General features: G+C 64.4%; 20 protein-coding genes. 19 read left to right on the top strand and 1 reads right to left on the bottom strand.

Annotated elements, in window-relative coordinates:
* The first annotated feature begins 1 nt into the window (after position 1).
* The 5 genes from IVB40_RS24110 to mmsB all read left to right on the top strand — a co-directional run bounded on the left by IVB40_RS24110 (position 2) and on the right by mmsB (position 6,057).
* Positions 2 to 1,078: an aldose epimerase family protein gene (locus IVB40_RS24110; protein WP_247816542.1), complete on the top strand. Its 1,077-nt coding sequence runs from the start codon at positions 2 to 4 to the stop codon at positions 1,076 to 1,078.
* Positions 1,078 to 1,956, top strand: a complete 879-nt coding sequence (locus IVB40_RS24105) for an SMP-30/gluconolactonase/LRE family protein (RefSeq protein WP_247816541.1) — start codon at positions 1,078 to 1,080, stop codon at positions 1,954 to 1,956. The genes IVB40_RS24110 and IVB40_RS24105 overlap by 1 nt, the downstream gene beginning before the upstream one ends.
* 74 nt (positions 1,957 to 2,030) lie before the next feature.
* Positions 2,031 to 3,104 (top strand): multiple monosaccharide ABC transporter substrate-binding protein, encoded by a 1,074-nt coding sequence (gene chvE / locus IVB40_RS24100; protein WP_247816540.1) that lies wholly within the window; start codon positions 2,031 to 2,033, stop codon positions 3,102 to 3,104.
* Between the two features lie 188 nt (positions 3,105 to 3,292).
* Positions 3,293 to 4,870, top strand: coding sequence for a multiple monosaccharide ABC transporter ATP-binding protein (mmsA, locus tag IVB40_RS24095; protein ID WP_247816539.1), 1,578 nt, complete (start codon positions 3,293 to 3,295; stop codon positions 4,868 to 4,870).
* Positions 4,867 to 6,057 carry a multiple monosaccharide ABC transporter permease gene (gene mmsB, locus IVB40_RS24090; RefSeq protein WP_027569186.1) on the top strand — a complete coding sequence of 397 codons (1,191 nt, stop codon included), beginning with the start codon at positions 4,867 to 4,869 and terminating at the stop codon, positions 6,055 to 6,057. The genes mmsA and mmsB overlap by 4 nt, the downstream gene beginning before the upstream one ends.
* 82 nt (positions 6,058 to 6,139) lie before the next feature.
* Here the strand turns inward: mmsB and IVB40_RS24085 are convergent, their stop codons facing one another.
* Positions 6,140 to 6,295 carry a hypothetical protein gene (locus tag IVB40_RS24085; protein WP_247433087.1) on the bottom strand — a complete coding sequence of 52 codons (156 nt, stop codon included), beginning with the start codon at positions 6,293 to 6,295 and terminating at the stop codon, positions 6,140 to 6,142.
* A gap of 171 nt (positions 6,296 to 6,466) precedes the next feature.
* Between IVB40_RS24085 and IVB40_RS24080 the strand changes: the two genes are divergently transcribed.
* The 14 genes from IVB40_RS24080 to IVB40_RS24015 all read left to right on the top strand — a co-directional run bounded on the left by IVB40_RS24080 (position 6,467) and on the right by IVB40_RS24015 (position 20,690).
* Complete coding sequence (locus tag IVB40_RS24080) at positions 6,467 to 7,042, top strand: cytochrome c oxidase subunit 3 family protein (RefSeq protein ID WP_247359792.1); 576 nt, start codon at positions 6,467 to 6,469, stop codon at positions 7,040 to 7,042.
* A gap of 2 nt (positions 7,043 to 7,044) precedes the next feature.
* Positions 7,045 to 7,305, top strand: coding sequence for a cytochrome C oxidase subunit IV family protein (locus IVB40_RS24075; RefSeq protein ID WP_027569188.1), 261 nt, complete (start codon positions 7,045 to 7,047; stop codon positions 7,303 to 7,305).
* A 96-nt stretch (positions 7,306 to 7,401) separates the two neighbouring features.
* Positions 7,402 to 7,854: a cytochrome c gene (locus IVB40_RS24070; RefSeq protein WP_027517044.1), complete on the top strand. Its 453-nt coding sequence runs from the start codon at positions 7,402 to 7,404 to the stop codon at positions 7,852 to 7,854.
* Positions 7,855 to 7,893: 39 nt separating this feature from the next.
* Positions 7,894 to 9,240 (top strand): cbb3-type cytochrome c oxidase subunit I, encoded by a 1,347-nt coding sequence (locus tag IVB40_RS24065; protein ID WP_247816538.1) that lies wholly within the window; start codon positions 7,894 to 7,896, stop codon positions 9,238 to 9,240.
* 59 nt (positions 9,241 to 9,299) lie between these two features.
* Positions 9,300 to 10,112 (top strand): CbbQ/NirQ/NorQ/GpvN family protein, encoded by an 813-nt coding sequence (locus IVB40_RS24060; RefSeq protein WP_247288927.1) that lies wholly within the window; start codon positions 9,300 to 9,302, stop codon positions 10,110 to 10,112.
* Positions 10,113 to 10,122: 10 nt separating this feature from the next.
* Positions 10,123 to 12,039 (top strand): VWA domain-containing protein, encoded by a 1,917-nt coding sequence (locus IVB40_RS24055; RefSeq protein ID WP_247816537.1) that lies wholly within the window; start codon positions 10,123 to 10,125, stop codon positions 12,037 to 12,039.
* A 76-nt stretch (positions 12,040 to 12,115) separates the two neighbouring features.
* Complete coding sequence (locus IVB40_RS24050) at positions 12,116 to 12,781, top strand: HAD family hydrolase (RefSeq protein ID WP_247288931.1); 666 nt, start codon at positions 12,116 to 12,118, stop codon at positions 12,779 to 12,781.
* A gap of 8 nt (positions 12,782 to 12,789) precedes the next feature.
* Positions 12,790 to 13,740, top strand: a complete 951-nt coding sequence (locus IVB40_RS24045; RefSeq protein ID WP_247288932.1) for a sugar-binding domain-containing protein — start codon at positions 12,790 to 12,792, stop codon at positions 13,738 to 13,740.
* Positions 13,741 to 14,055: 315 nt separating this feature from the next.
* Positions 14,056 to 15,369, top strand: a complete 1,314-nt coding sequence (locus IVB40_RS24040) for a sugar ABC transporter substrate-binding protein (protein WP_247288933.1) — start codon at positions 14,056 to 14,058, stop codon at positions 15,367 to 15,369.
* Positions 15,370 to 15,461: 92 nt separating this feature from the next.
* A complete protein-coding gene (locus tag IVB40_RS24035) occupies positions 15,462 to 16,334 on the top strand; it encodes a sugar ABC transporter permease (protein WP_247288934.1) in 873 nt (290 codons plus the stop codon).
* Positions 16,335 to 16,337: 3 nt separating this feature from the next.
* The gene (locus tag IVB40_RS24030; RefSeq protein WP_027569196.1) at positions 16,338 to 17,168 is read left to right on the top strand and encodes a carbohydrate ABC transporter permease; all 831 of its coding nucleotides are present in this window, start codon (positions 16,338 to 16,340) and stop codon (positions 17,166 to 17,168) included.
* A gap of 16 nt (positions 17,169 to 17,184) precedes the next feature.
* On the top strand, positions 17,185 to 18,192 hold the full coding sequence (locus IVB40_RS24025; RefSeq protein WP_027569197.1) for an ABC transporter ATP-binding protein: 1,008 nt from the start codon (positions 17,185 to 17,187) through the stop codon (positions 18,190 to 18,192).
* A gap of 39 nt (positions 18,193 to 18,231) precedes the next feature.
* Complete coding sequence (locus tag IVB40_RS24020; RefSeq protein WP_027569198.1) at positions 18,232 to 19,005, top strand: SDR family NAD(P)-dependent oxidoreductase; 774 nt, start codon at positions 18,232 to 18,234, stop codon at positions 19,003 to 19,005.
* Between the two features lie 38 nt (positions 19,006 to 19,043).
* Positions 19,044 to 20,690 (top strand): FGGY-family carbohydrate kinase, encoded by a 1,647-nt coding sequence (locus tag IVB40_RS24015; RefSeq protein WP_027569199.1) that lies wholly within the window; start codon positions 19,044 to 19,046, stop codon positions 20,688 to 20,690.
* The last annotated feature ends 4 nt before the right edge of the window (positions 20,691 to 20,694 follow it).

Below are 20,694 nucleotides of genomic sequence, written 5' to 3'. Positions count from 1 at the left end.
CATGGCTGGATCGAAAACAGAGAGAGACGTCTTCGGAACGCTGCCTGACGGCTGCAAGGTCGAGCGCATCGTGCTGCGCGGCGAGGGCGGGTTCGAGGCGCGCATCATCACCCATGGCGCGGTGATCCAGGCGCTGATCGCGCCGGACGCCAAAGGCGGCTACGACGACGTCGTGCTCGGCCATGATGGGTTCGCCGGCTATCTCGCTGAACGAAAGTTCTTCGGCGCCACCGTCGGCCGCTACGCCAATCGCATCGCCAACGGACAATTCTCGCTGGACGGCGAGACGGTGCAGCTTCCCGTCAACAACGGTCCAAATGCGCTGCATGGCGGCCTCGACGGCTTCGACCGCAAGCTCTGGGACATTGCGGAGATCGACGACGGCGCCGAGCCCGCGGTCACGCTGACCTATGTCAGTCCGCACGGCGAGGAGAACTATCCCGGTCGGCTCGATGTGCGCCTGACTTATCGCGTCACCGGCCCGGCCGAGCTATCCCTGACCATGGAGGCGCGGACCGACCGTCCGACCATCGTCAACCTGACCAACCACAGCTTCTTCAATCTCGAAGGCGCGACATCAGGCACGGCCATTCTCGATCACAAGCTGACGGTCGCCGCCGGGCATTTCCTCGCGATCGATCCAACCGCCATTCCGTTGCCCGAGCCGCCGCGCAGCGTTGCCGGCACGCCGTTCGACTTCCGCGAGCCGCGGCCTGTCGGCGAGCGCATTCGCGAGAGCGACCAGCAATTGCGCAACGGCAAGGGCTACGATCACACCTACTGTCTCGCGCGTGACGGCAAGCTTGCGCTCGCGGCGCGGCTGGAGGCGCCGCGCTCGGGGCGCATCATGGAGCTGTTCACTGATCAGCCCGGTCTGCAGGTCTATTCGGGTAATTATCTCGACGGCACGATTTCGGGCAAGGGCGGCAAGCTGTTCCGGCAGTCGGACGCGATGTGCCTGGAGCCGCATATCTGGCCGGACGCACCGAACCGGCCGGATTTCCCGAGCCCGCGCCTAGCGCCCGGCAAGGTCTACCGCCATCATACGGTCTATCGCTTTGCGGTGAGGAGGTCCTGATGGAACAGGTGCCGACCTCGGTTCTTTCGAACGATCCTTGCCATCTCGGCGAGGGACCGACCTATGACGTGACCACCGACACCGCCTGGTGGTTCGATATCCGCGAGGGACGACTGTTCGAGGCGCAACTCGGCAGCGGCAGCATTCGCGTTCATGCGCTGGGCCGGATGGCGAGCGCACTTGGACGGATCGACGCCGAGCGGCAGTTGATCGTCGCGGAAGACGGCCTCTATATCCGCAAAATTGCCGACGGCGCGATGAGGCTGCTCTGTCCGCTCGAAGCCGACAATCCCGCGACCCGCTCCAACGATGCCCGCGTGCATCCCTCCGGCACGTTCTGGATCGGCACCATGGGACGCAAGGCGGAAGCAGGGGCAGGCGCGATCTACGCGTTCCATCACGGCGAGATATCGATGCTGTTTCCGCGCATCAGCATTCCCAACTCGATCTGCTTCTCGCCCGATGGCGCCACCGGCTACTTCGCCGACACTGCGCGCGCGGTGCTCTACGCGGTGCCGCTCAATCCCACGACCGGCCTGCCCCGCGGCGAGCCGGAAGTGCTGCTGCGCCACACCGGCGTCGGCGGCCTCGACGGATCGGTGTGCGACGCGGACGGAAACCTCTGGAACGCCTGCTGGGGCGCGAGCCGCGTCGACCTCTACTCTCCGCAAGGCGAGCGGCTGCGCTCGCTCAGCGTGCCGGCAAAGCAGGCGAGCTGCCCCGCTTTTGTCGGCCCTGATCTGTCGCGTCTCCTCGTCACCTCGGCTTGGCAGGACATGGATGCGGCGGCGCGTGCTGCCGATCCGCAAGCCGGCTACACCTTCCTCTTGGAGGCCTCCGCGCGCGGTCGCGCGGAGCCCGACGTCAAGCTCGCATAAGGAGGCTCGAAGCCGCACACTACCAAAGTTCTCGACGACACGAAAAAACAGTCTGACATCCAAGGGAGTGAAACATGTTGAAACTGAAGACGACCTTCCTCGCGCTCGCGCTGGCCGGCGCTGCGACGATCGCCGCGGGCGTCACCGCCTCGGCCCAGGACAAAGCAACAGTCGGCATCGCCATGCCGACCAAATCGTCGGCGCGCTGGATCGACGATGGCAACAACATGGTCAAGGTGCTGAAGGAGCGCGGCTACAACACCGACCTGCAATATGCCGAGGACGATATTCCGAACCAGCTCTCGCAGGTCGAGAACATGGTGACCAAGGGCGCGAAAGCGCTGGTGATCGCCGCGATCGACGGCACCACGCTGTCCGACGTGCTCAAGCAGGCGAAAGCAAAAGGTATCACCGTGATCGCCTATGACCGCCTGATCCGCGGCACGCCGAACGTCGACTATTACGCGACCTTCGACAATTTCCAGGTGGGCGTGCTCCAGGCCGAGTCGATCGTGCAGGGCCTCGGCCTCAAGGATGGCAAGGGTCCGTTCAACATCGAGCTGTTCGGCGGCTCGCCCGACGACAACAACGCCTACTTCTTCTACAACGGCGCGATGAGCGTTCTGAAGCCGTACATCGACAGCGGCAAGCTCGTTGTCGTCTCCGGTCAGATGGGCATGGACAAGGTCGCGACCTTGCGCTGGGACGGCGCCACCGCGCAGGCCCGCATGGACAATCTGCTCAGCGCCTACTACGGCAACAAGAAGGTCAACGCGGTGCTGTCGCCGTATGACGGCCTGTCGATCGGCATCATCTCCTCGCTGAAGGGGGTCGGTTATGGCAGCGCCGGTCAGCCGATGCCTGTCATCTCGGGCCAGGATGCCGAAGTGCCCTCGATCAAGGCGATGCTGCGCGGCGATCAGTATTCGACGATCTTCAAGGACACCCGCGATCTCGCCAAGGTGACCGCCGACATGGTCGACGCTGCGCTTGCCGGCAAGCAGGTCACCGTCAACGACACCAAGACCTACGAGAACGGCGCCAAGACCGTGCCGTCCTATCTGCTCAAGCCGGTCGTGGTCTACAAGGACAATTGGGAGAAGGTCCTGGTCGACAGCGGCTACTACAAGAAGACCCAGTTCCAGTAGGAGGTCTACTCCCTCTCCCGACCTGCGGAGAGGGAGTTCTTTAGGGTTAGGGCGAAGCGCATGTGTATCAACTCGTCATGCCCGGGTTTGTCCCGGGCATCCACGTCCCTCTTCGCAAGCGGCTGCACGTGGATGGCCGGGACAAGCCCGGCCATGACGATTGTGGAAGCCCCCGGGAGAATGAACCGATGACCGCAATGCTGGAGATGCGTAACGTCAGCAAGAGCTTTTCCGGCGTCCAGGCGCTGCGCGATGTCAACTTCTCGGTTGAAGCCGGGCAGATCCACGCCCTCGTCGGCGAGAACGGTGCCGGCAAGTCCACGCTGATGAAGGTGCTCAGCGGCGTCTACCCGGCCGGCAGCTACGAGGGCACCATCATCTTCGATGGCGAGGAGCGCCGCTTCCGCGACATCAACGATTCCGAGGCGCTCGGTATCATCATCATCCATCAGGAGCTGGCGCTGATCCCGCTGATGTCGATTGCCGAAAACATCTTCCTGTCGCATCCGCCGTCCAAGCTCGGCGTGATCGATCGCGACGAGGTCTATCGGCGTACCCGGGAACTCCTGGCTCAGGTCGGCCTCAAGGAATCGCCGGACACGCTGATCACCGATCTCGGCGTCGGCAAGCAGCAGCTTGTCGAGATCGCCAAGGCGCTGTCCAAGCGGGTGCGGATGCTGATCCTGGACGAGCCGACCGCCAGCCTCAACGAGGCCGACAGTGCCGCGCTGCTCGAACGTCTCATGGCCTTCCGCGAGCAAGGCATCGGCGCGATCCTGATCTCGCACAAGCTGAACGAGGTCGCCCGCGTTGCCGATCACATCACCGTCCTGCGCGATGGCCGCACCGTCGACGGCATCGACTGCCGCGCCGAGCCGATCCAGGAGGACCGCATCATCCGCAGCATGGTCAACCGCGATCTCGCCCATCGCTTTCCGGAGCGCAGCGCAAAGATCGGCGAGCCCGTCCTCACCGTAGAGAACTGGTCGGTCTACCATCCCATCCATCCCGAGCGGCAGGTGATCAAGAACGTTGATTTCAGCGTGAAACGCGGCGAGGTGGTCGGCATTGCCGGATTGATGGGCGCTGGCCGCACCGAATTCGCCATGAGCCTGTTCGGCCGTTCCTGGGGCACCACGATCAGCGGTCGCATCCGGCTCGAGGGCCGTGAGATCGTGCTGCCGAACGTCGCGGCCGCGATCGACGCCGGCATTGCCTATGTCACCGAGGACCGCAAGCAGCTCGGGCTGATCCTTGCCGACGACGTCCGCAAGAACATAACGCTCGCAAGCCTCGACCAGGTCGCTCCTCGCCGCGTGATCGACGACATCGCCGAGCTGAAGGTCGCTAGCGACTACCGCAACCGGATGCGCATCCGCTGCTCCGACGTCTATCAGGAGACCAGCCAGCTCTCTGGCGGCAACCAGCAAAAGGTCGTGCTGTCGAAATGGCTGATGACGGATCCCAAGGTCTTGATCTTGGACGAGCCGACCCGGGGCATCGACGTCGGTGCCAAGTACGAGATCTACTGTATCATCAACGAGCTTGCAGAGGCCGGCCGTGGTGTGGTGGTGATCTCCTCGGAGATGCCCGAGTTGCTCGGCATCTGCGACCGCATCTGCGTCATGAACGACGGTGCCTTCGTCGGCGAGTTCCCCGGCACCGAAGCGACACAGGAAAAGATCATGCGCGCCATCATGCGCAACGACAGAAATTATGGAAGCCGCGCCCTGGCGGGTGCCGAGATGGGAGGATCGCAGCCATGACCGACAAGACGGTTTCGCTGCCCGAGGAGCGCCGGAACGGCAGCTTCATCAAGAACAATCTGCGCAACTACGGCATGCTGATGTCGCTGATCGCGATCATGCTGTTCTTCCAGGTCATGACCGGCGGCACGCTGCTGCAGCCGCTCAACCTGACCAATCTGGTGCTCCAGAACAGCTACATCGTCATCATGGCGCTGGGCATGCTGCTCGTCATCGTCACCGGCCATATCGACCTCTCGGTCGGCTCGGTCGCGGGTTTCGTCGGCGCGGTGGCCGCCGTGCTGATGGTGACATACAAGGTCGACTACACGCTCGCCTTCATCGCCTGCCTGCTGCTGGGCGCGGCAATCGGCGCCGCGCAGGGCTATTGGGTGGCCTATTTCAAGATCCCGTCCTTCATCGTGACGCTAGCGGGCATGTTGGTGTTCAAGGGGCTTGCGCTCGCGGTGTTGCAGGGCCAGTCGCTCGGACCGTTCCCGGCGACCTTCCAGAAACTGTCCTCCGGCTTCATTCCGGAGCTCTTGCCGGAGGCCGGCACCCTGCATCCGACATCCATGCTGATCGGTGCGGTGCTCGCGCTCGGCCTCGTCTACGCCAGCGCCAGGGGAAGGTCGCGCGAGCAGTTGCACGGCATCGAAGTCGAGCCCTACGCGTTCTTCCTCGGCAAGAGCATTCTTCTGGCCTGCGCCGTGCTCTATTTCACCTATCTGATTGCCTCGCATCGCGGCCTGCCCAACGTGCTGGTGATCATGGGTGCGTTGATCGCGCTCTACGGCTTCGTCACCCGCCGCACCGTGATCGGCCGGCAAATCTATGCGGTCGGCGGCAACGCCAAGGCCGCAAGCCTGTCGGGCATCAAGACGGAACGGTTGACCTTCCTCACCTTCGTCAACATGGGCGTGCTCGCCGCGCTCGCCGGCCTCGTCTTCGCCGCGCGCCTCAACACCGCAACGCCGAAGGCGGGTCTCGGCTTCGAGCTCGACGTCATCGCCGCCTGCTTCATCGGCGGCGCCTCAGCCTATGGCGGGGTCGGCCGCGTCGGCGGTGCCGTGGTCGGCGCCATGATCATGGGTGTGATGAACAACGGCATGTCCATCCTCGGCATCGGCATCGACTATCAGCAGGTCATCAAGGGCCTGGTCCTGCTCGGGGCAGTGTGCATCGACGTTTATAATCAGCGGAGATGAGGCTGCGTAGCCGGATGGAGCGAATCGCAATACGGGACCCTGACCCGCATTCCGCTCTGCTCCATGCAGGCTGGGGCAGCCGTTACTGCGTCGTGAACAGCACCGCCGCGATCGCGACGGAGATGCTCACCGCCGACACGGTGGCCACGGTCGATAGCACGCCGATTCGCCGGAGCGCGAAGGCGAAGACGATGATGATGGGCGTCGCGGTCATCAGCCCGATTTGTGCATCGCTCATGTCATCGCTCGCAGCTCCATGGAACCTTCGGCGTTTCGTACCGCGACCCGGCAGGCTGGACGTTGTGACGGCGCAAACAAATTGATCGGCATTCCCCAAGTTTGTCCGGCAACAAACTCGGATCGGTACGGCTGAGCTAGGTCTGGCCGGTGTCCTGATCCGGAAGAGCAGATGTCGTCAGCCGATTGCGAACCACAGGGAACGGGTTGGGGAATTCTGGACGATCTTCCCGGCGATCCCATGATCTGGGTGCTGATCTTCAGCGAACTCGCCGCCTTCGGTCTGTTTCTCGGTACCTTCACGGTCGCCCGCGCGATCCATCCCGCCGTGTTCGCGGCGGGGCAGGCGGCGCTTGATCCGGGTCTCGCCGGATTGAACACTATCGTGCTGGTGACGAGCGGTTGGGCCGCGGCCCGGGCTACGAAGGCCGCGCGGGCCAGCGAGAGGCGGGCGACACGATACTGGCTGTTCACAGCCATGGGGCTTGGTGGCCTGTTCGTGGCGGTCAAGCTCGCCGAATATGCCGAAGAGATCGGACGCGGCATCGGAATTGAAACCAGCCCCTTCTTCACACTCTACTTCCTCCTGACCGGCTTCCATCTCCTGCACGTCTGCCTCGGCATCATCATCCTCGCATTGGTCTGCCGCCGCGCTGAAGCGTTCGGCGTCGAGACGGGAACGGCCTTCTGGCACATGGTCGATCTGGTCTGGATCGTGATGTTCCCGATTCTTTATCTGGTGCGGTGACGATGCCGGATCGCCTGGACATCACCTGGATCGCGCTGATCGGCCTCGCGCTCGCGACCATCCTGGTGCCGCCGCTGGTGCCGCGGCCACTGCTCGGCAACGCCCTGCTGCTGGCCTTGGCCGCCGTCAAGGGCCGCCGGATAGTACTCGACTTCCTCGATCTTCGCGCGGCGCCCGCGCTCTGGCGCGGCCTCGTCAGCGCTTGGATCCTCATCGTGGTGCTGTTTGCCTGGCTCACATCCGCCGTCGTCGCCCTGATCTGACTCACTCCTTGCGCCTTGACAAAGAACGGGCTGGGCCAATCGGCAATAAATCGCATCACCGATTTACGCGACAGGACTCAATTGAAAGGATTGGCAATGGCTGAACGCCTGACCAAGTCGGCCGCTCGAAACGTCTTCTACGGCGGCTCGGCTTTTTTCTTCGCCATCTTCATCGGGCTGACGGCGCACAGCCACTATTATATGGCCACGACCTCGACGGACGCGACGACGCTGACGTCGTCGGTCGCCCGCGGCAAGCATGTCTGGGAGAAGAACTCCTGCATCAACTGCCACACCTTGCTCGGCGAAGGCGCCTATTTCGCGCCCGAAGTCGGCAACGTCTGGGATCGATGGGGCGGCAAGGAAGACCCGGCCGGCGCGCGAGAGACGCTGAAGGCCTGGATGCAGTCGCAGCCCTCGGGCGCGGAGGGCCGGCGGCAGATGCCGCAGTTCAACCTCACCGACCAGGAGCTCAACGATCTCGCAGATTTCCTGCAATGGGTGAGCACGATCAAGCGCCAGGATTGGCCGCCGAACAAGGCCGGCTGAGCCCGCCGCTTTCCTCTTTCAAGACAGAGAGAATCCGAGATGAAATACCAAACCCAGAAAGTCGCGATGCTGTATTTCTACGGCGCGCTGACCCTGTTCCTGGCCCAGGTCCTGTTCGGCCTCCTCGCCGGGACGATCTACGTCCTGCCCAACACGCTATCGGTGCTGCTGCCGTTCAACATCGTCAGGATGATCCACACCAACGCGCTGATCGTGTGGTCGTTGATCGGCTTTATGGGCGCGACCTATTTCCTGCTGCCTGAGGAAACTGAGACCGAGCTGTACAGCCCGCTGCTCGCAAAGATCCAGTTCTGGATGTTTTTTGGCGCGGCGGGCGTCGCGGTGGTGGGCTATCTCTTCCACTACCACGAGGGCCGCGAGTTCCTTGAGCAGCCCTTCATCATCAAGGTCGGCATCGTCGTCGTCTGCCTGATGTTCCTGTTCAACGTGACCATGACTGCGCTCAAGGGGCGCAAGACCACGGTCACCAACATCCTGCTGTTCGGCCTGTGGGGCGTTGCGATCTTCTTCCTGTTCGCCTTCTACAATCCGGCGAACCTCGCCGTCGACAAGATGTACTGGTGGTACGTCGTCCATCTCTGGGTCGAGGGTGTCTGGGAGCTGATCATGGCCTCCGTGCTCGCCTATCTCATGATCAAGCTCAATGGCATCGATCGCGAGGTGGTCGAGAAGTGGCTCTACGTCATCATCGGCCTCGCGCTGTTCTCGGGGATTCTCGGCACCGGCCACCATTTCTACTGGATCGGCGCGCCCGGCTACTGGCAGTGGATTGGCTCGCTGTTCTCGACGCTCGAGGTCGCGCCGTTCTTCACGATGGTGATCTTCACGGTGCAGATGACCTGGAAGGCCGGCCGCAAGCACCCGAACCGCGCCGCGCTGCTGTGGTCGGTCGGCTGTTCGGTGATGGCGTTCCAGGGGGCCGGCGTCTGGGGTTTCCTGCACACGCTGTCCTCGGTGAACTACTACACCCACGGCACCCAGGTCACCGCCGCGCACGGCCATCTCGCCTTCTTCGGCGCTTATGTGATGCTCAATCTTGCCGTGATGGCTTACGCCATCCCGCAGATCAAGGGACGCGCGCCCTATAACCAGTGGCTCAGCATGACGAGCTTCTGGATCATGTGCACGGCCATGATGACCATGACATTCGCGCTGACCTTTGCCGGCGTGGTCCAGGTCCATCTCCAGCGCGTGCTCGGTCAGGGCTACATGGACGTGCAGGACCAGCTCGCCTTCTTCTACTGGGTGCGGCTCGGCTCCGGTGTGTTCGTCGCGATCTCCGCGCTGATGTTCGTCTGGGCCGTGCTGGTGCCCGGCCGCGAAAGGCAGGCGACCATTCCCGCCGCGCTGCAGCCGGCCGAGTAAGCGTGAAGGCGGCCGCGTTTCATCGCGGCCGCCGCTTCAGAAATTTTCGGAGAGAGATCATGAAAGCAGCTCTTCACGCCTTGGCCGCGCCGGCACCCGCGCTACCAGCCTATGTCGCAAGCGGCAACGAATGCGTGCTGTTCGAGCATGCCTGGCGGCACCGGCTTCCGGTCCTGCTGAAAGGGCCGACCGGTTGCGGCAAGACACGTTTCGTCGCGCATATGGCGGCACGGCTGGGCTTGCCGCTGCACACCGTCGCCTGCCACGACGATCTCACCGCCGCCGATCTCACCGGCCGCTATCTGCTGAGGGGCGGCGACACCGTGTGGACCGACGGTCCGTTGACGCGCGCGGTCCGCGAGGGCGGCATCTGCTATCTCGACGAGGTGGTGGAAGCCCGCAAGGACGTCACCGTCGTGCTGCATCCGCTCACCGACGACCGCCGTATTCTGCCGCTGGAGCGAACCGGCGAGGAGCTTGTTGCTCCCGCGAGCTTCATGCTCGTCGTCTCCTACAATCCCGGTTACCAGACCCTGCTCAAGGCGTTGAAGCCCTCGACGCGGCAGCGCTTCGTCGCCATCGAGTTCGCCTTCCTGCCGGCCGAGCAGGAGATTGCGGTGGTGTCGGCCGAGAGCGGGCTGCCACCGGATCGCGTACGGCCGCTGGTCGCGCTCGCCGGACGTCTGCGGGCGCTGAAGGCGCATGATCTGGAGGAGGGCGTCTCGACCCGGCTCGTGGTGTATTGCGCGACCTTGATTGCGGCGGGAGTCTCGATCGCCGATGCCGTGCTCGCCGGCATGATCGAGCCGCTGACCGACGATTCCGACGTCAAGGCGGCGCTGCTAGATGTCACGCGCGCCGTGATTGGGTGAGGCAGATTCCATGCTCGACTTCCTCGAATTGGAGGAGACGGTCGGCCGTGCCTGGCACCGGATGGTCGGCGGCACCGCGAGCTATCCCGTTCACGATGATCACGCGGTCGCGCTTGCGGAGGTGAGAGGCCGGTTGGCGGTGATGTTCCGTGCGCTTGGGGGCGAGACGGGTGTTCAGATCGCAAGCGCAGGCGCACGCAGAGCGGGCCATCGGCTCGGCTGGCGGCAGCGCATCGGCCTTGGAGACGAACGTCTCGAACAGCCGGGCCGCGACGCCGCGACCGTCTTCCTCCCCGATCGCATCGCGATATTCGCCGACCGCGGCCTCAACGCATGCCTCTATCGCTGGCTTGGGGCGTGGTTCGCGGTCGCTCCGATCGAGACGATCACGGAGCATGATCCGCTGCGGCGGGACCTTCTGGTCCTGCGCCGGGCGAGCGAGACGGCGGTCTTTGTGCTCACGCAGTTTCCCGGGCTCGCCGCCGGTTACGCGCAGCTCGCCGCAGCAATGGCCGAGGCTCGGCCGCGACGTCCGTTGCCGCGTCTCGAGCAGGAGATCGAGCAGATCGCTCTCGCTTTGCTCGGGGCCGGAAAGGCGCCCGCGGGCCGGCTGTGGCCGGCGATGATGGGAACAGGTCCGCTGCCGGACAAAGCGCCGCCGGGCTATCGCTCGGTCCTGCCGTGTCCGCTCTGGGGCGATTGCTGGACGCGCGAGCTTTCGCCCGCGCATGCGGGCGACGACGCGTGCGCGCCGGGCGCGGGGGCCGCGACCCAGGACAATCGCAAGCGCTTTGCCGTACGCGAGCGCGAAAACAACGCCAATCGCCGCGATCCCTTCGTGCTCAACCGCTTCGAAAAGATCCTCGCGATGGCCGAGATGGTCAATGTCGACCGTCCGGCCGACGACAACGAGGACGAGGACGCGCAGAAGGCCGCCGACGATCTCGAGGAGATCACGCTCAGTCGTCGCAGCGGCAAGCCGGCGAGCCGGCTCAAATTCGATCTCGACCTGCCGCCGGAAGCCCTTGATGCCTCGCCGCTGAACGCAGATCTCACCTATCCCGAATGGGACTACCGCAGCAGCTCCTACCTGCCCGATCACTGCCACGTGCTCGCGGGCGCCGCGTCCGAAACCGGCGAGACCTGGTCGCCCGACGAGTCCATGCGCCGGCATATCCGTCAGGTGCGGCGGCGCTTCGAGATCTTGCGGCCGCGCCGCGAATTGATGCGCGCCCAGGCCGATGGACACGACCTCGACCTCGACGCGCTCGTGCGCGCGCGGTGCGATCTTCGCGCCGGCAGCGGCGGCGGTCTCGATCGTATCCATGTCGCGATGCGCCCGCAGGGGCACGATCTCGCCGTCACGCTGCTTGTCGATGTCTCGCTCTCGACGGACGCCTGGGTCGAGGGCCATCGCGTGCTCGACGTCGAGAAGGAGGCACTGCTCGTGCTCGCGCACGGCCTGTCGGCCTGCGGCGACCACCACAGCATCCTGACCTTCACGTCGCGCCGGCGGTCCTGGGTGCGGCTCGAAACCGTCAAGGCCTTCGGCGAGCCGATGAGCGGGGCAGTGGAGCGTCGTATCGGTGCGCTGAAGCCCGGCTACTACACGCGGATCGGCGCGGCGGTGCGCCACGCCTCGGCCGAGCTCGCGCGTCAGCCGCAGCGCAAGAAGCTGCTGCTCGTCCTCACCGACGGCAAGCCGAACGATGTCGATCATTACGAAGGCCGCTTCGCGGTCGAGGACACCCGCAAATCGGTGCAGGAGGCGCGCCGGCTCGGCATCGCCGCCTTCGGCGTCACGGTGGACGCAACCGCGCAATCCTATTTCCCGACGCTGTTCGGGCGTGGCGGCTACGCCATCGTCGGTAATATCCGCCGACTGCCCGCGGCGCTGCCGGCGATCTACCGGCAGGTGGCGCACTGATCCAGGAAAGAGTGCGGCGTTCCGGGGCCTTGAGTGAGCTATTGCCCACCAATTGGGTATATGATCGAATGGCGGGATGGACCAGGGCCGGCCGAAACCCGATCTGATCATCTTCGACTGCGACGGCGTGCTGGTCGATAGTGAGCTGTTGAGCTGTCGGTGTCTGTCCGACGTGCTGGCCGAATGCGGCATCGCGCTGAGCCCGGAGCAGGCGTTCGAACTCTTTCTCGGACGCAGCACCAAAGCGGTCGATCAGCACTATCGGGACCTCGGGCAGGTCGTGCCGGACGGCTTTCTGCCGCGCTTGAAGTCGCATGTGTTGAGCACGTTCGCCGGATCACTCCAGCCGATCGTGGGTGTTGCCGCCGTGATATCGGAATTGCGGACACCATTCTGCGTGGCCTCGTCCAGCGACATCGACCGTATCGCGCTCTCCCTTGACGTCACCGGCCTGCGGGCGCATTTCGGCGACCGGATTTACACCGCGCAGATGGTCAGGCACGGCAAGCCGGCGCCCGATCTCTTTCTCCACGCGGCCGAGCAGATGGGCGCGCAACCTGCGCGCACGCTGGTGATCGAGGACAGTGCGAGCGGCGTGCTGGCGGGTAAGGCGGCCGGCATGATGGTCTGGGGATTTGCCGGCGGCAGCCATTATCGCGGACGCGACGGGCACGCTATACTGTCGGGTGCGGGGGCCGACCGGGTCTTCGCGCGCATGATTGATTTCTGGAAGGACGCCTGACGCCCGCCATGGCCGCCGAGAACGAAAAGACCAGGCTCGATGACGCCGCGCGTGCCGGCTGGCTGTATTTCATTGCCGGTCACACCCAGGACGAGATCGCGAAGATGCTCCAGGTGTCGCGCGCGTCGGCGCAGCGGCTGGTGTCGCTGTGTCTCGCCGAACGGCTCATCACCTTCCGGCTGGAACATCCCATCGCCGCGTGCATGGAATTGGCGGCGCGTCTGAAGGAGCGTTTCGAGCTTACCCATTGCGAGGTGGTGCCGGCAGATTCCGCTGCGCCCCAGGCCACAGCAGGCATTGCCGAACGCTGCGCCAACCTGCTCGATTCCACCCTGCGTTCGGAGACCCCCGTCATCGTCGCGCTCGGCACGGGACGCGCCGTGCGCGCCGCGGTCGAGCGCGTCACGCCGATCGACCGGCCCAATCACCAGATCGTCTCGCTGGTCGGCAATATCTCCGCCGACGGTTCCGCGAGCTTCTACGACACCGTCGGCCGGCTCGCCGACCGCACCGGCGCGCGGCACTATCCGATGCCGCTGCCGTTCCTGATGTCGTCCGAGGACGAGCGCAACAAGATGGTCCGGATCGAGCCGATCGCGAAGGTGAAGGCGGTCGCGGCCAAGGCAGATTTGCGCCTCGTCGGCATCGGCCAGATGGACCAGAAGGCGCAGGTCCATGTCGACGGCTTCGTCACCCGCGACGAATTGTTCGAGATGATGCGGCAAGGGGCAATCGGCGAGATCACCGGCTGGGCTTATGATTCCAAGGGCCGCCTGCTGAAGGCCGGCACCAACAGGCGCCTGACCAGCATCCCGCCGGAAGTACCCGCGAAGACCACGACGATCGGCGCCGCGGTCGGTGCGGCCAAGGTGCCGGCGATCGCCGCGGCGTTGAATGGACAGTTGATCAACGGGCTGATCACGGACGAGGCGACCGCAAGGGCGATTCTGGAGCGCTGAGGCAGGCTCGCTCTTCGCGTTGGCGAGGCAGGCGGTCTTTTCCTACACCACACTGTCATCGTCCGCGCAGGCGGACGATCCAGTACGCCGCGGCTCCTCTTAGGGCAAACCAATAGACGACACGGCGTACTGGATGCCCCGCTTTCGCGGGGCAAGACACTGAGTGTGAGACGAGAGCTCAGCCCATCTCCCGCACCGCAGCACTCATAAGTTGCGCGAACAGCTTTGCGCCTGCTTGACAACGGCCCGCCCTCAGTCGAACATACGCCCAACGCGTGGGCATATGCTCAAAAGCGCGATCCTAGGGAGGTCACCGTGAAACACGTCCTCGGCGCCGTCTGCGGCGCGTCTTGCCTGTTGCTGGCCGTCCCTGCGATGGCCGAAACGACCCTGACGATCGCCACCGTGAACAACGGCGACATGATCCGCATGCAGGGGCTGACGGCTGAATTCACCAAGAAGAACCCCGATATATCGGTCAAATGGGTGACGCTTGAGGAGAACGTGCTGCGCCAGCGCGTCACCACCGACATCGCCACCAAGGGCGGCCAGTTCGACGTCCTCACCATCGGCACCTACGAGGTGCCGATCTGGGCCAAGAAGGGCTGGCTGGTGCCGCTCGCGAATCTCGGCGCCGACTACGACGTCGCCGACCTCCTGCCCAAGATCAAGGATGCGGTCTCCGTCGACGGCAAGCTCTACGCCGCGCCGTTCTACGGCGAGAGCTCGATGGTGATGTACCGCACCGACCTGTTCGACAAGGCCGGCCTCAAGATGCCGGAAAAGCCGACCTGGGATTTCGTCGTGGACGCCGCCAAGAAGCTCACCGACAAGAGCACTGGCGTCTACGGCATCTGCCTCCGCGGGAAGGCCGGCTGGGGCGAGAACATGGCGTTCCTCTCCGCCATGGCCAATTCCTATGGCGCACGCTGGTTCGACGAGAAGTGGCAGCCGCAGTTCAACACCCCGGAATGGAAGGCGACACTCACGACCTATGTCGACCTGATGAAGCAGGCCGGCCCTCCTGGTGCGAGCTCGAACGGCTTCAACGAGAACCTGGCGCTGTTCAATGCCGGCAAGTGCGCGATGTGGATCGACGCCACCGTCGCGGCGTCCTTCGTCACCAACCCGAAGGACTCCAAGGTCGCCGACAAGGTCGGCTTTGCGATGGCGCCCAACACCGGGCTCGGCAAGAACGCCAACTGGCTGTGGGCCTGGAATCTCGCAATCCCCGCCGGTTCGAAGAAGGCGGAAGCCGCCGAGAAGTTCATCGCCTGGGCGACGAGCAAGGATTACACCAGGACCGTCGCCGCGAAAGAGGGCTGGGCCAACGTGCCGCCGGGCACCCGAACCTCGCTCTACCAAAATCCTGATTATCTGAAGGTCGCCCCGTTTGCGAAGCTGACGCTGGCCTCGATCGATGCCGCCGATCCGAACAAGCCTACGGTGAAGCCGGTGCCCTACGTCGGCGTGCAATATGCGGCGATCCCCGAATTCCAGGGCATCGGCACGCAGGTGGGCCAGCAGTTCTCGGCCGCGCTTGCGGGATCGATGACGGTCGATGCCGCGCTCACCGCGGCGCAATCCTCAACCGAGCGCGAGATGAAGCGCGCGGGTTATATCAAGTGAGCTCTAGCTCTCCCTCCTGAGCTCAGACTTGCGGCCATCCACCGCTAAGGATGGATGGCCGCCTTCTTCCCGCAAGCGGAGAGAAGCCAAGAATGGCAACCCGGCAGACGCAGCTTCTCGCACGGACGCTCCTGACGCCGGCCGTCGGGCTGCTGTTCATCTGGATGATCGTCCCGCTGGCGTTGACGATCTATTTCTCGACGCTGCATTACAGCCTGCTCGATCCCGGCTCGGAATCGTTCGTCGGGCTGGAAAATTTCCGCTACTTCCTGACCGATCCCGCGTTCCTCGCCTCACTCCAGAACACGCTGGTGCTGGTCGGCTCGGTGCTGGCGCTGACTGTCCTGCTCGGAATTCCGCTGGCGCTGCTGCTCGACCAGCCCGTGATCGGCCTCAACATCGTGCGGCTGATGGTCATCGCGCCGTTCTTCGTCATGCCGACGGTGAGCGCCTTGGTCTGGAAGAACCTGTTGATGCATCCGGTGTCCGGGCTGTTTGCCTGGATCGCGTCGCTGTTCGGGTTGACGCCGATCGACTGGTTCACCGACGCGCCGCTGCTCGCGGTGATTCTGATCGTGTCTTGGCAATGGCTGCCGTTCGCGACGCTGATTTTGCTCACTGCGATGCAGTCGCTCGACGAGGAGCAGAAGGAAGCCGCCGAAATGGACGGTGCCAGCGCAGTCTCGACCTTCATCTACATCACCCTGCCGCACCTCGCGCGTCCCATTACGGTGGTGATCCTGATCGAGACGATATTCCTGCTCACCGTCTTTGCCGAAATCTACGTCACCACGGGCGGCGGTCCGGGACTGTCGACCACCAACATCGCTTTCCTGATCTATTCGCAGGCACTGATCCAATACGATGTCGGCACCGCCTCGGCGGGCGGCCTCGTCGCCGTCGTGATCGCCAACGTCGTAGCTTTCTTCCTGGTCCGCATCGTCGGCCGCAATCTGGAGGCTTGAGACATGGCGCGGATAGCGACGAGGCAGCGGGTGGTGGTCTCGACCATCGGGGCGTGGTTCTTCGGCTTCCTGATCTTCTTCCCGATCCTCTGGATGGTATTGGCGAGCTTCAAGACCGAACTTGAGGCCTTCGCGATTCCGCCGTCCTTCCTGTTCTTCCACTGGACCACCGAGAACTACGCAACGGTCCAGGAGCGCAGCGACTATTTCCTCCACGCGATGAACTCGATCATCATCGCCGGCGGCTCGACCTTGATCGCGCTGCTGATCGCGATCCCCGCCGCCTGGTCGATGGCGTTCTCGCCGACCAAACGCACCAAGGACATCCTGCTCTGGATGCTCTCGACCAAGATGATGCCGCCAGTCGGCGTGCTGGTGCCGATCTACCTGATCTACAAGTCCTTCGGCTTGCTCGATTCCCGCATCGGCCTCGTCTTCATCCTGTGCCTGGGAAACTTGCCGATCGTGATCTGGATGCTCTTCACCTATTTCAAGGAGATCCCGCGCGACATCCTGGAAGCCGCGCGCATGGACGGCGCCACCATCGGCCGCGAGCTGGTCTATGTCCTGACGCCGATGGCAATCCCGGGACTCGCATCGACCATGCTGCTGAACTTGATCCTGGCCTGGAACGAGGCGTTCTGGACGCTCAATCTGTCGACCTCGAACGCTGCGCCGCTCACCACGTTCATCGCGTCCTATTCGAGCCCGGAAGGGCTGTTCTGGGCAAAGCTGTCGGCGGCGTCGACGCTGGCGATCGCGCCCATTCTTGTCCTCGGTTGGTTCAGCCAGAAGCAGCTCGTGCGCGGGCTCACCTTTGGCGCGGTAAAGTAGGAAGGGCTGCCGGATCATGGGTCAGATCACACTTCAGGACGTGCAGAAATCCTTCGGCCCCGTGCACATCATCAAGGGCGCAGACCTCGAGATTGCCGACGGCTCCTTCGTGGTGTTCGTAGGTCCCTCAGGCTGCGGCAAGACCACGCTCTTGCGGCTCATCGCGGGGCTCGAGGACGTCTCGGGCGGAAAGATCCTGATCGACGGCAAGAACGTGGTCGACACGCCGCCCGCCAAGCGCGGGCTGTCAATGGTGTTCCAGTCCTATGCGCTCTATCCGCATATGAGCGTGCGCGGCAACATCGGCTTCGGCCTGAAGATGGCGGGTCTTTCCAAGGACGAGACCAACCGCAAGGTCGAGGCCGCCGCCGCGACGCTGAACCTCACGCCCTATCTCGACCGTAAGCCGCGCGAGCTCTCCGGCGGCCAGCGCCAGCGCGTCGCGATCGGGCGTGCCATCGTCCGCGAGCCCAAGGCGTTTTTATTCGACGAGCCGCTCTCCAACCTCGACGCGGCGCTGCGCGTCCAGATGCGCATCGAGGTGACGCGGCTCCAGAAGCAGCTCGGCACTACCGCGATCTATGTCACCCACGACCAGGTTGAGGCCATGACCATGGCCGACAAGATCGTGGTGCTCAACGGCGGTAAGATCGAGCAATACGGCTCGCCGCTGGAGCTCTACGAGAGGCCGGCTAATCTCTTCGTCGCCGGCTTCATCGGTTCGCCGAAGATGAACTTCGTCACCGGCGAGCACGCCCTGCAGAAGGGCGCGGCGACGATCGGGGTGCGGCCGGAGCATCTCAAGATCGAACGCGACGGTGCCGGCGGCTGGCAGGGAACGATCGCGGTGGCCGAGCACCTCGGCAGCGACACCTTCCTTTATGTCGATGCCGGACAGCTCGGCATGCTGACGGCGCGCTACATCGGTGAATTGAGCCTGCATGCCGGCGATCATGTGTCGCTGGTGCCGGAGCCCGCGCGCATCCATCGCTTCGACGCGAGCGGCAACGCCATTCGGAACTGACAGGAAACGGCAAGAAGCGGCAAGAAGCGGAAGAGCAACATGTACCTGGAAAAGTTCAAGCTGAACGGCAAGACCGCGTTCATCACCGGCGGCGGGCAGGGGATCGGGCTCGCCTGCGCCGAAGCGCTGGCTGAAGCCGGCGCCAGGGTCGTCATCGGCGACCGCGACAGCAGAGTCGCCGACAGCGCGAAAGCCGAGCTGAAAGCGAAAGGCTTCGACGCCGAGACGGCGATCATGGATGTCACCGATACCAAGCGCGTGGCGGAAGTGGCGAGCGACCTCGTCGCGCGCCACGGCAAGGTGGACATCCTCGTCAACAACGCCGGCATCGCCCGCAGCGAGACGCCGGCGGAGACCGTGACCGACGAGCACTGGCTCAACGTCATCGACGTCAATCTCAACGGCACCTTCTGGTGCTGCCGCGAGTTCGGCAAGCACATGCTCAATGCCAGGAGCGGCGCCATCGTCAATGTCGGATCGATGTCCGGTTTCATCGTCAACAAACCGCAGGAGCAGTGCTTCTACAATGCGTCCAAGGCCGGCGTGCATCATCTGACGAAATCGCTCGCCGCCGAATGGGGCACGCGTGGCATCCGCGTCAACGCGGTGGCGCCGACTTATATCGAGACGCCGCTCAACGCCTTCGTGAAAAGCAATCCGAGAATGTACGACGCCTGGATCGGTGGAACCCCGATGGCACGGATGGGGCAGGTCGATGAGATCGCTTCCGTCGTGCTGTTCCTGGCCTCCGAAGCCGCGAGCCTGATGACCGGCAGCATCGTGCTGGTGGATGGCGGCTACACTTGCTGGTAGGCTTGCGTCAAAACTGACGAGAGCTTCCGGGGGCGACAATGCCGCGAGCGTATATCGGCATCGATGTAGGGACCACGAGCACGCGGGCAGGGGTGTTCGACGAGGCGGGCACCTTGCTGGCGATCGCACGGCATCCGATCAGGATATGGCACGAGGCCGGCGACATCGTCGAACAATCGTCCCAGGATATCTGGGACGCTTGCACTGCGTCGGTGCGGGCCGCGATGGCGGAAGCTGCCATCGCGCCCGACAGCGTCGGCGGTATCGGTTTCGACGCCACCTGTTCCCTCGTGGTGCTCGACCGGCAAGGCGAACCGCTCACCGTCAGCGCCTCCGGCGACAGGCAGCGCAACGTCATCGTCTGGATGGATCACCGCGCCACGGCCGAGGCGCGGCTGATCAACGAAACCGGTGATGCCGTGCTGCGCTATGTCGGCGGTTCGATCTCGCCCGAGATGGAGATGCCGAAACTGCTGTGGCTGAAGCGGCACATGCGCGCGAGCTTCGATGCTGCAGGGCACTTCTTCGATCTGGCGGATTACTTGACCTGGCGCGCAACCGGCTCGCTTCAGCGCTCGACCTGCACGGTCACCTGCAAATGGAACTATCTCGCCCACGACGGCGGCGGCTGGAGCGCGCCATTCTTCAAGCGCATCGGCCTGTCGGATTTCGTCAACGAGAAATACGCCCGGATCGGCACCGAGATCGTCGCCCCCGGTACGCGCCTGGGCGCAGGTCTCTCCCGCACTGCCGCGGCCGATCTCGGCCTGTCAGCGGGCACACCGGTCGGAGCGTCCCTGATCGACGCGCATGCCGGCGGCATCGGGGCGATCGGCGGGCGCGATGAATCGGACGGCGCGACAGATGTCTCCGACCGTCTCGCCTACATCATGGGAACGTCGGCCTGCATCATGGCGACGACGAAAGAACCGTGCTTCGTGCCGGGCGTGTGGGGTCCTTACTATTCCGGCATGGTGCCGAATTTCTGGCTCAACGAGGGCGGGCAGTCGGCTGCGGGCGCTGCGATCGACCATCTTCTCAAGTCGCATCCTGGCCACGCCGAGGCGAGCGCGGCGGCGCGCAGCGAGGGCCTCGACCTCATCGAGTTCCTCGAGCGCCGCATCATCGCGCGCGCAGGCGGCGCCAGCCGTGCCGCGCTGCTGGCCAGCGACGTCCATGTACTTCCTGAATTCATCGGCAACCGCTCGCCCTACGCCGACCCTGACACGCGCGCGGTGATCGCCGGCCTCGATCTCGACACCGGCATCGCCTCGATGGAACGGCTGTTCGTCGCCGGTCTGTGCGGGCTCGCCTATGGGCTTGCCGAGGTGATCGAGGCCTTTGCCGCGCATGGCGTCCATTCCGGCATCATGATCATGGGCGGCGGCGCCAGCCGCAGTCCGCTGGTGCGGCAGGTCATGGCGGACACCACCGGCCTCACGGTCGCGCTGCCGCAGACCAAAGAACCCGTGCTGCTCGGCGCTGCCATGCTCGGCGCAGTCGCCGGCGGCGCCTATGCCTCGATCGGCGAGACCATGGCAAAGATGTCGGCGCTGGGACGCAAGAGCGAGCCGACCACGCCCGACATCGCCGCCTTTCACGCCCGCAAGCGCGAGGTCTACAAGCTGCTGCGCGAGGTCGATCGCGGCAGCCGCGTCGCGATGCGCGACATCGCGAGAGGGTGAGACG

This window comes from Bradyrhizobium sp. 40 (assembly GCF_023100925.1).
Classification (GTDB): Bacteria; Pseudomonadota; Alphaproteobacteria; order Rhizobiales; family Xanthobacteraceae; genus Bradyrhizobium.
This window is presented reverse-complemented; position numbering and strand designations above follow the sequence as displayed.

What these genes read in the sequence shown, in the direction of transcription:
- IVB40_RS24110 (WP_247816542.1), top strand. Translation starts at nt 2, where the DNA reads ATGGCTGGATCGAAAACAGAGAGAGACGTCTTCGGAACGCTGCCTGAC.
- IVB40_RS24105 (WP_247816541.1), top strand. Translation starts at nt 1,078, where the DNA reads ATGGAACAGGTGCCGACCTCGGTTCTTTCGAACGATCCTTGCCATCTC.
- chvE (WP_247816540.1), top strand. Translation starts at nt 2,031, where the DNA reads ATGTTGAAACTGAAGACGACCTTCCTCGCGCTCGCGCTGGCCGGCGCT.
- mmsA (WP_247816539.1), top strand. Translation starts at nt 3,293, where the DNA reads ATGACCGCAATGCTGGAGATGCGTAACGTCAGCAAGAGCTTTTCCGGC.
- mmsB (WP_027569186.1), top strand. Translation starts at nt 4,867, where the DNA reads ATGACCGACAAGACGGTTTCGCTGCCCGAGGAGCGCCGGAACGGCAGC.
- IVB40_RS24085 (WP_247433087.1), bottom strand. Translation starts at nt 6,295, where the DNA reads ATGAGCGATGCACAAATCGGGCTGATGACCGCGACGCCCATCATCATC.
- IVB40_RS24080 (WP_247359792.1), top strand. Translation starts at nt 6,467, where the DNA reads ATGTCGTCAGCCGATTGCGAACCACAGGGAACGGGTTGGGGAATTCTG.
- IVB40_RS24075 (WP_027569188.1), top strand. Translation starts at nt 7,045, where the DNA reads ATGCCGGATCGCCTGGACATCACCTGGATCGCGCTGATCGGCCTCGCG.
- IVB40_RS24070 (WP_027517044.1), top strand. Translation starts at nt 7,402, where the DNA reads ATGGCTGAACGCCTGACCAAGTCGGCCGCTCGAAACGTCTTCTACGGC.
- IVB40_RS24065 (WP_247816538.1), top strand. Translation starts at nt 7,894, where the DNA reads ATGAAATACCAAACCCAGAAAGTCGCGATGCTGTATTTCTACGGCGCG.
- IVB40_RS24060 (WP_247288927.1), top strand. Translation starts at nt 9,300, where the DNA reads ATGAAAGCAGCTCTTCACGCCTTGGCCGCGCCGGCACCCGCGCTACCA.
- IVB40_RS24055 (WP_247816537.1), top strand. Translation starts at nt 10,123, where the DNA reads ATGCTCGACTTCCTCGAATTGGAGGAGACGGTCGGCCGTGCCTGGCAC.
- IVB40_RS24050 (WP_247288931.1), top strand. Translation starts at nt 12,116, where the DNA reads ATGGACCAGGGCCGGCCGAAACCCGATCTGATCATCTTCGACTGCGAC.
- IVB40_RS24045 (WP_247288932.1), top strand. Translation starts at nt 12,790, where the DNA reads ATGGCCGCCGAGAACGAAAAGACCAGGCTCGATGACGCCGCGCGTGCC.
- IVB40_RS24035 (WP_247288934.1), top strand. Translation starts at nt 15,462, where the DNA reads ATGGCAACCCGGCAGACGCAGCTTCTCGCACGGACGCTCCTGACGCCG.
- IVB40_RS24030 (WP_027569196.1), top strand. Translation starts at nt 16,338, where the DNA reads ATGGCGCGGATAGCGACGAGGCAGCGGGTGGTGGTCTCGACCATCGGG.
- IVB40_RS24025 (WP_027569197.1), top strand. Translation starts at nt 17,185, where the DNA reads ATGGGTCAGATCACACTTCAGGACGTGCAGAAATCCTTCGGCCCCGTG.
- IVB40_RS24020 (WP_027569198.1), top strand. Translation starts at nt 18,232, where the DNA reads ATGTACCTGGAAAAGTTCAAGCTGAACGGCAAGACCGCGTTCATCACC.
- IVB40_RS24015 (WP_027569199.1), top strand. Translation starts at nt 19,044, where the DNA reads ATGCCGCGAGCGTATATCGGCATCGATGTAGGGACCACGAGCACGCGG.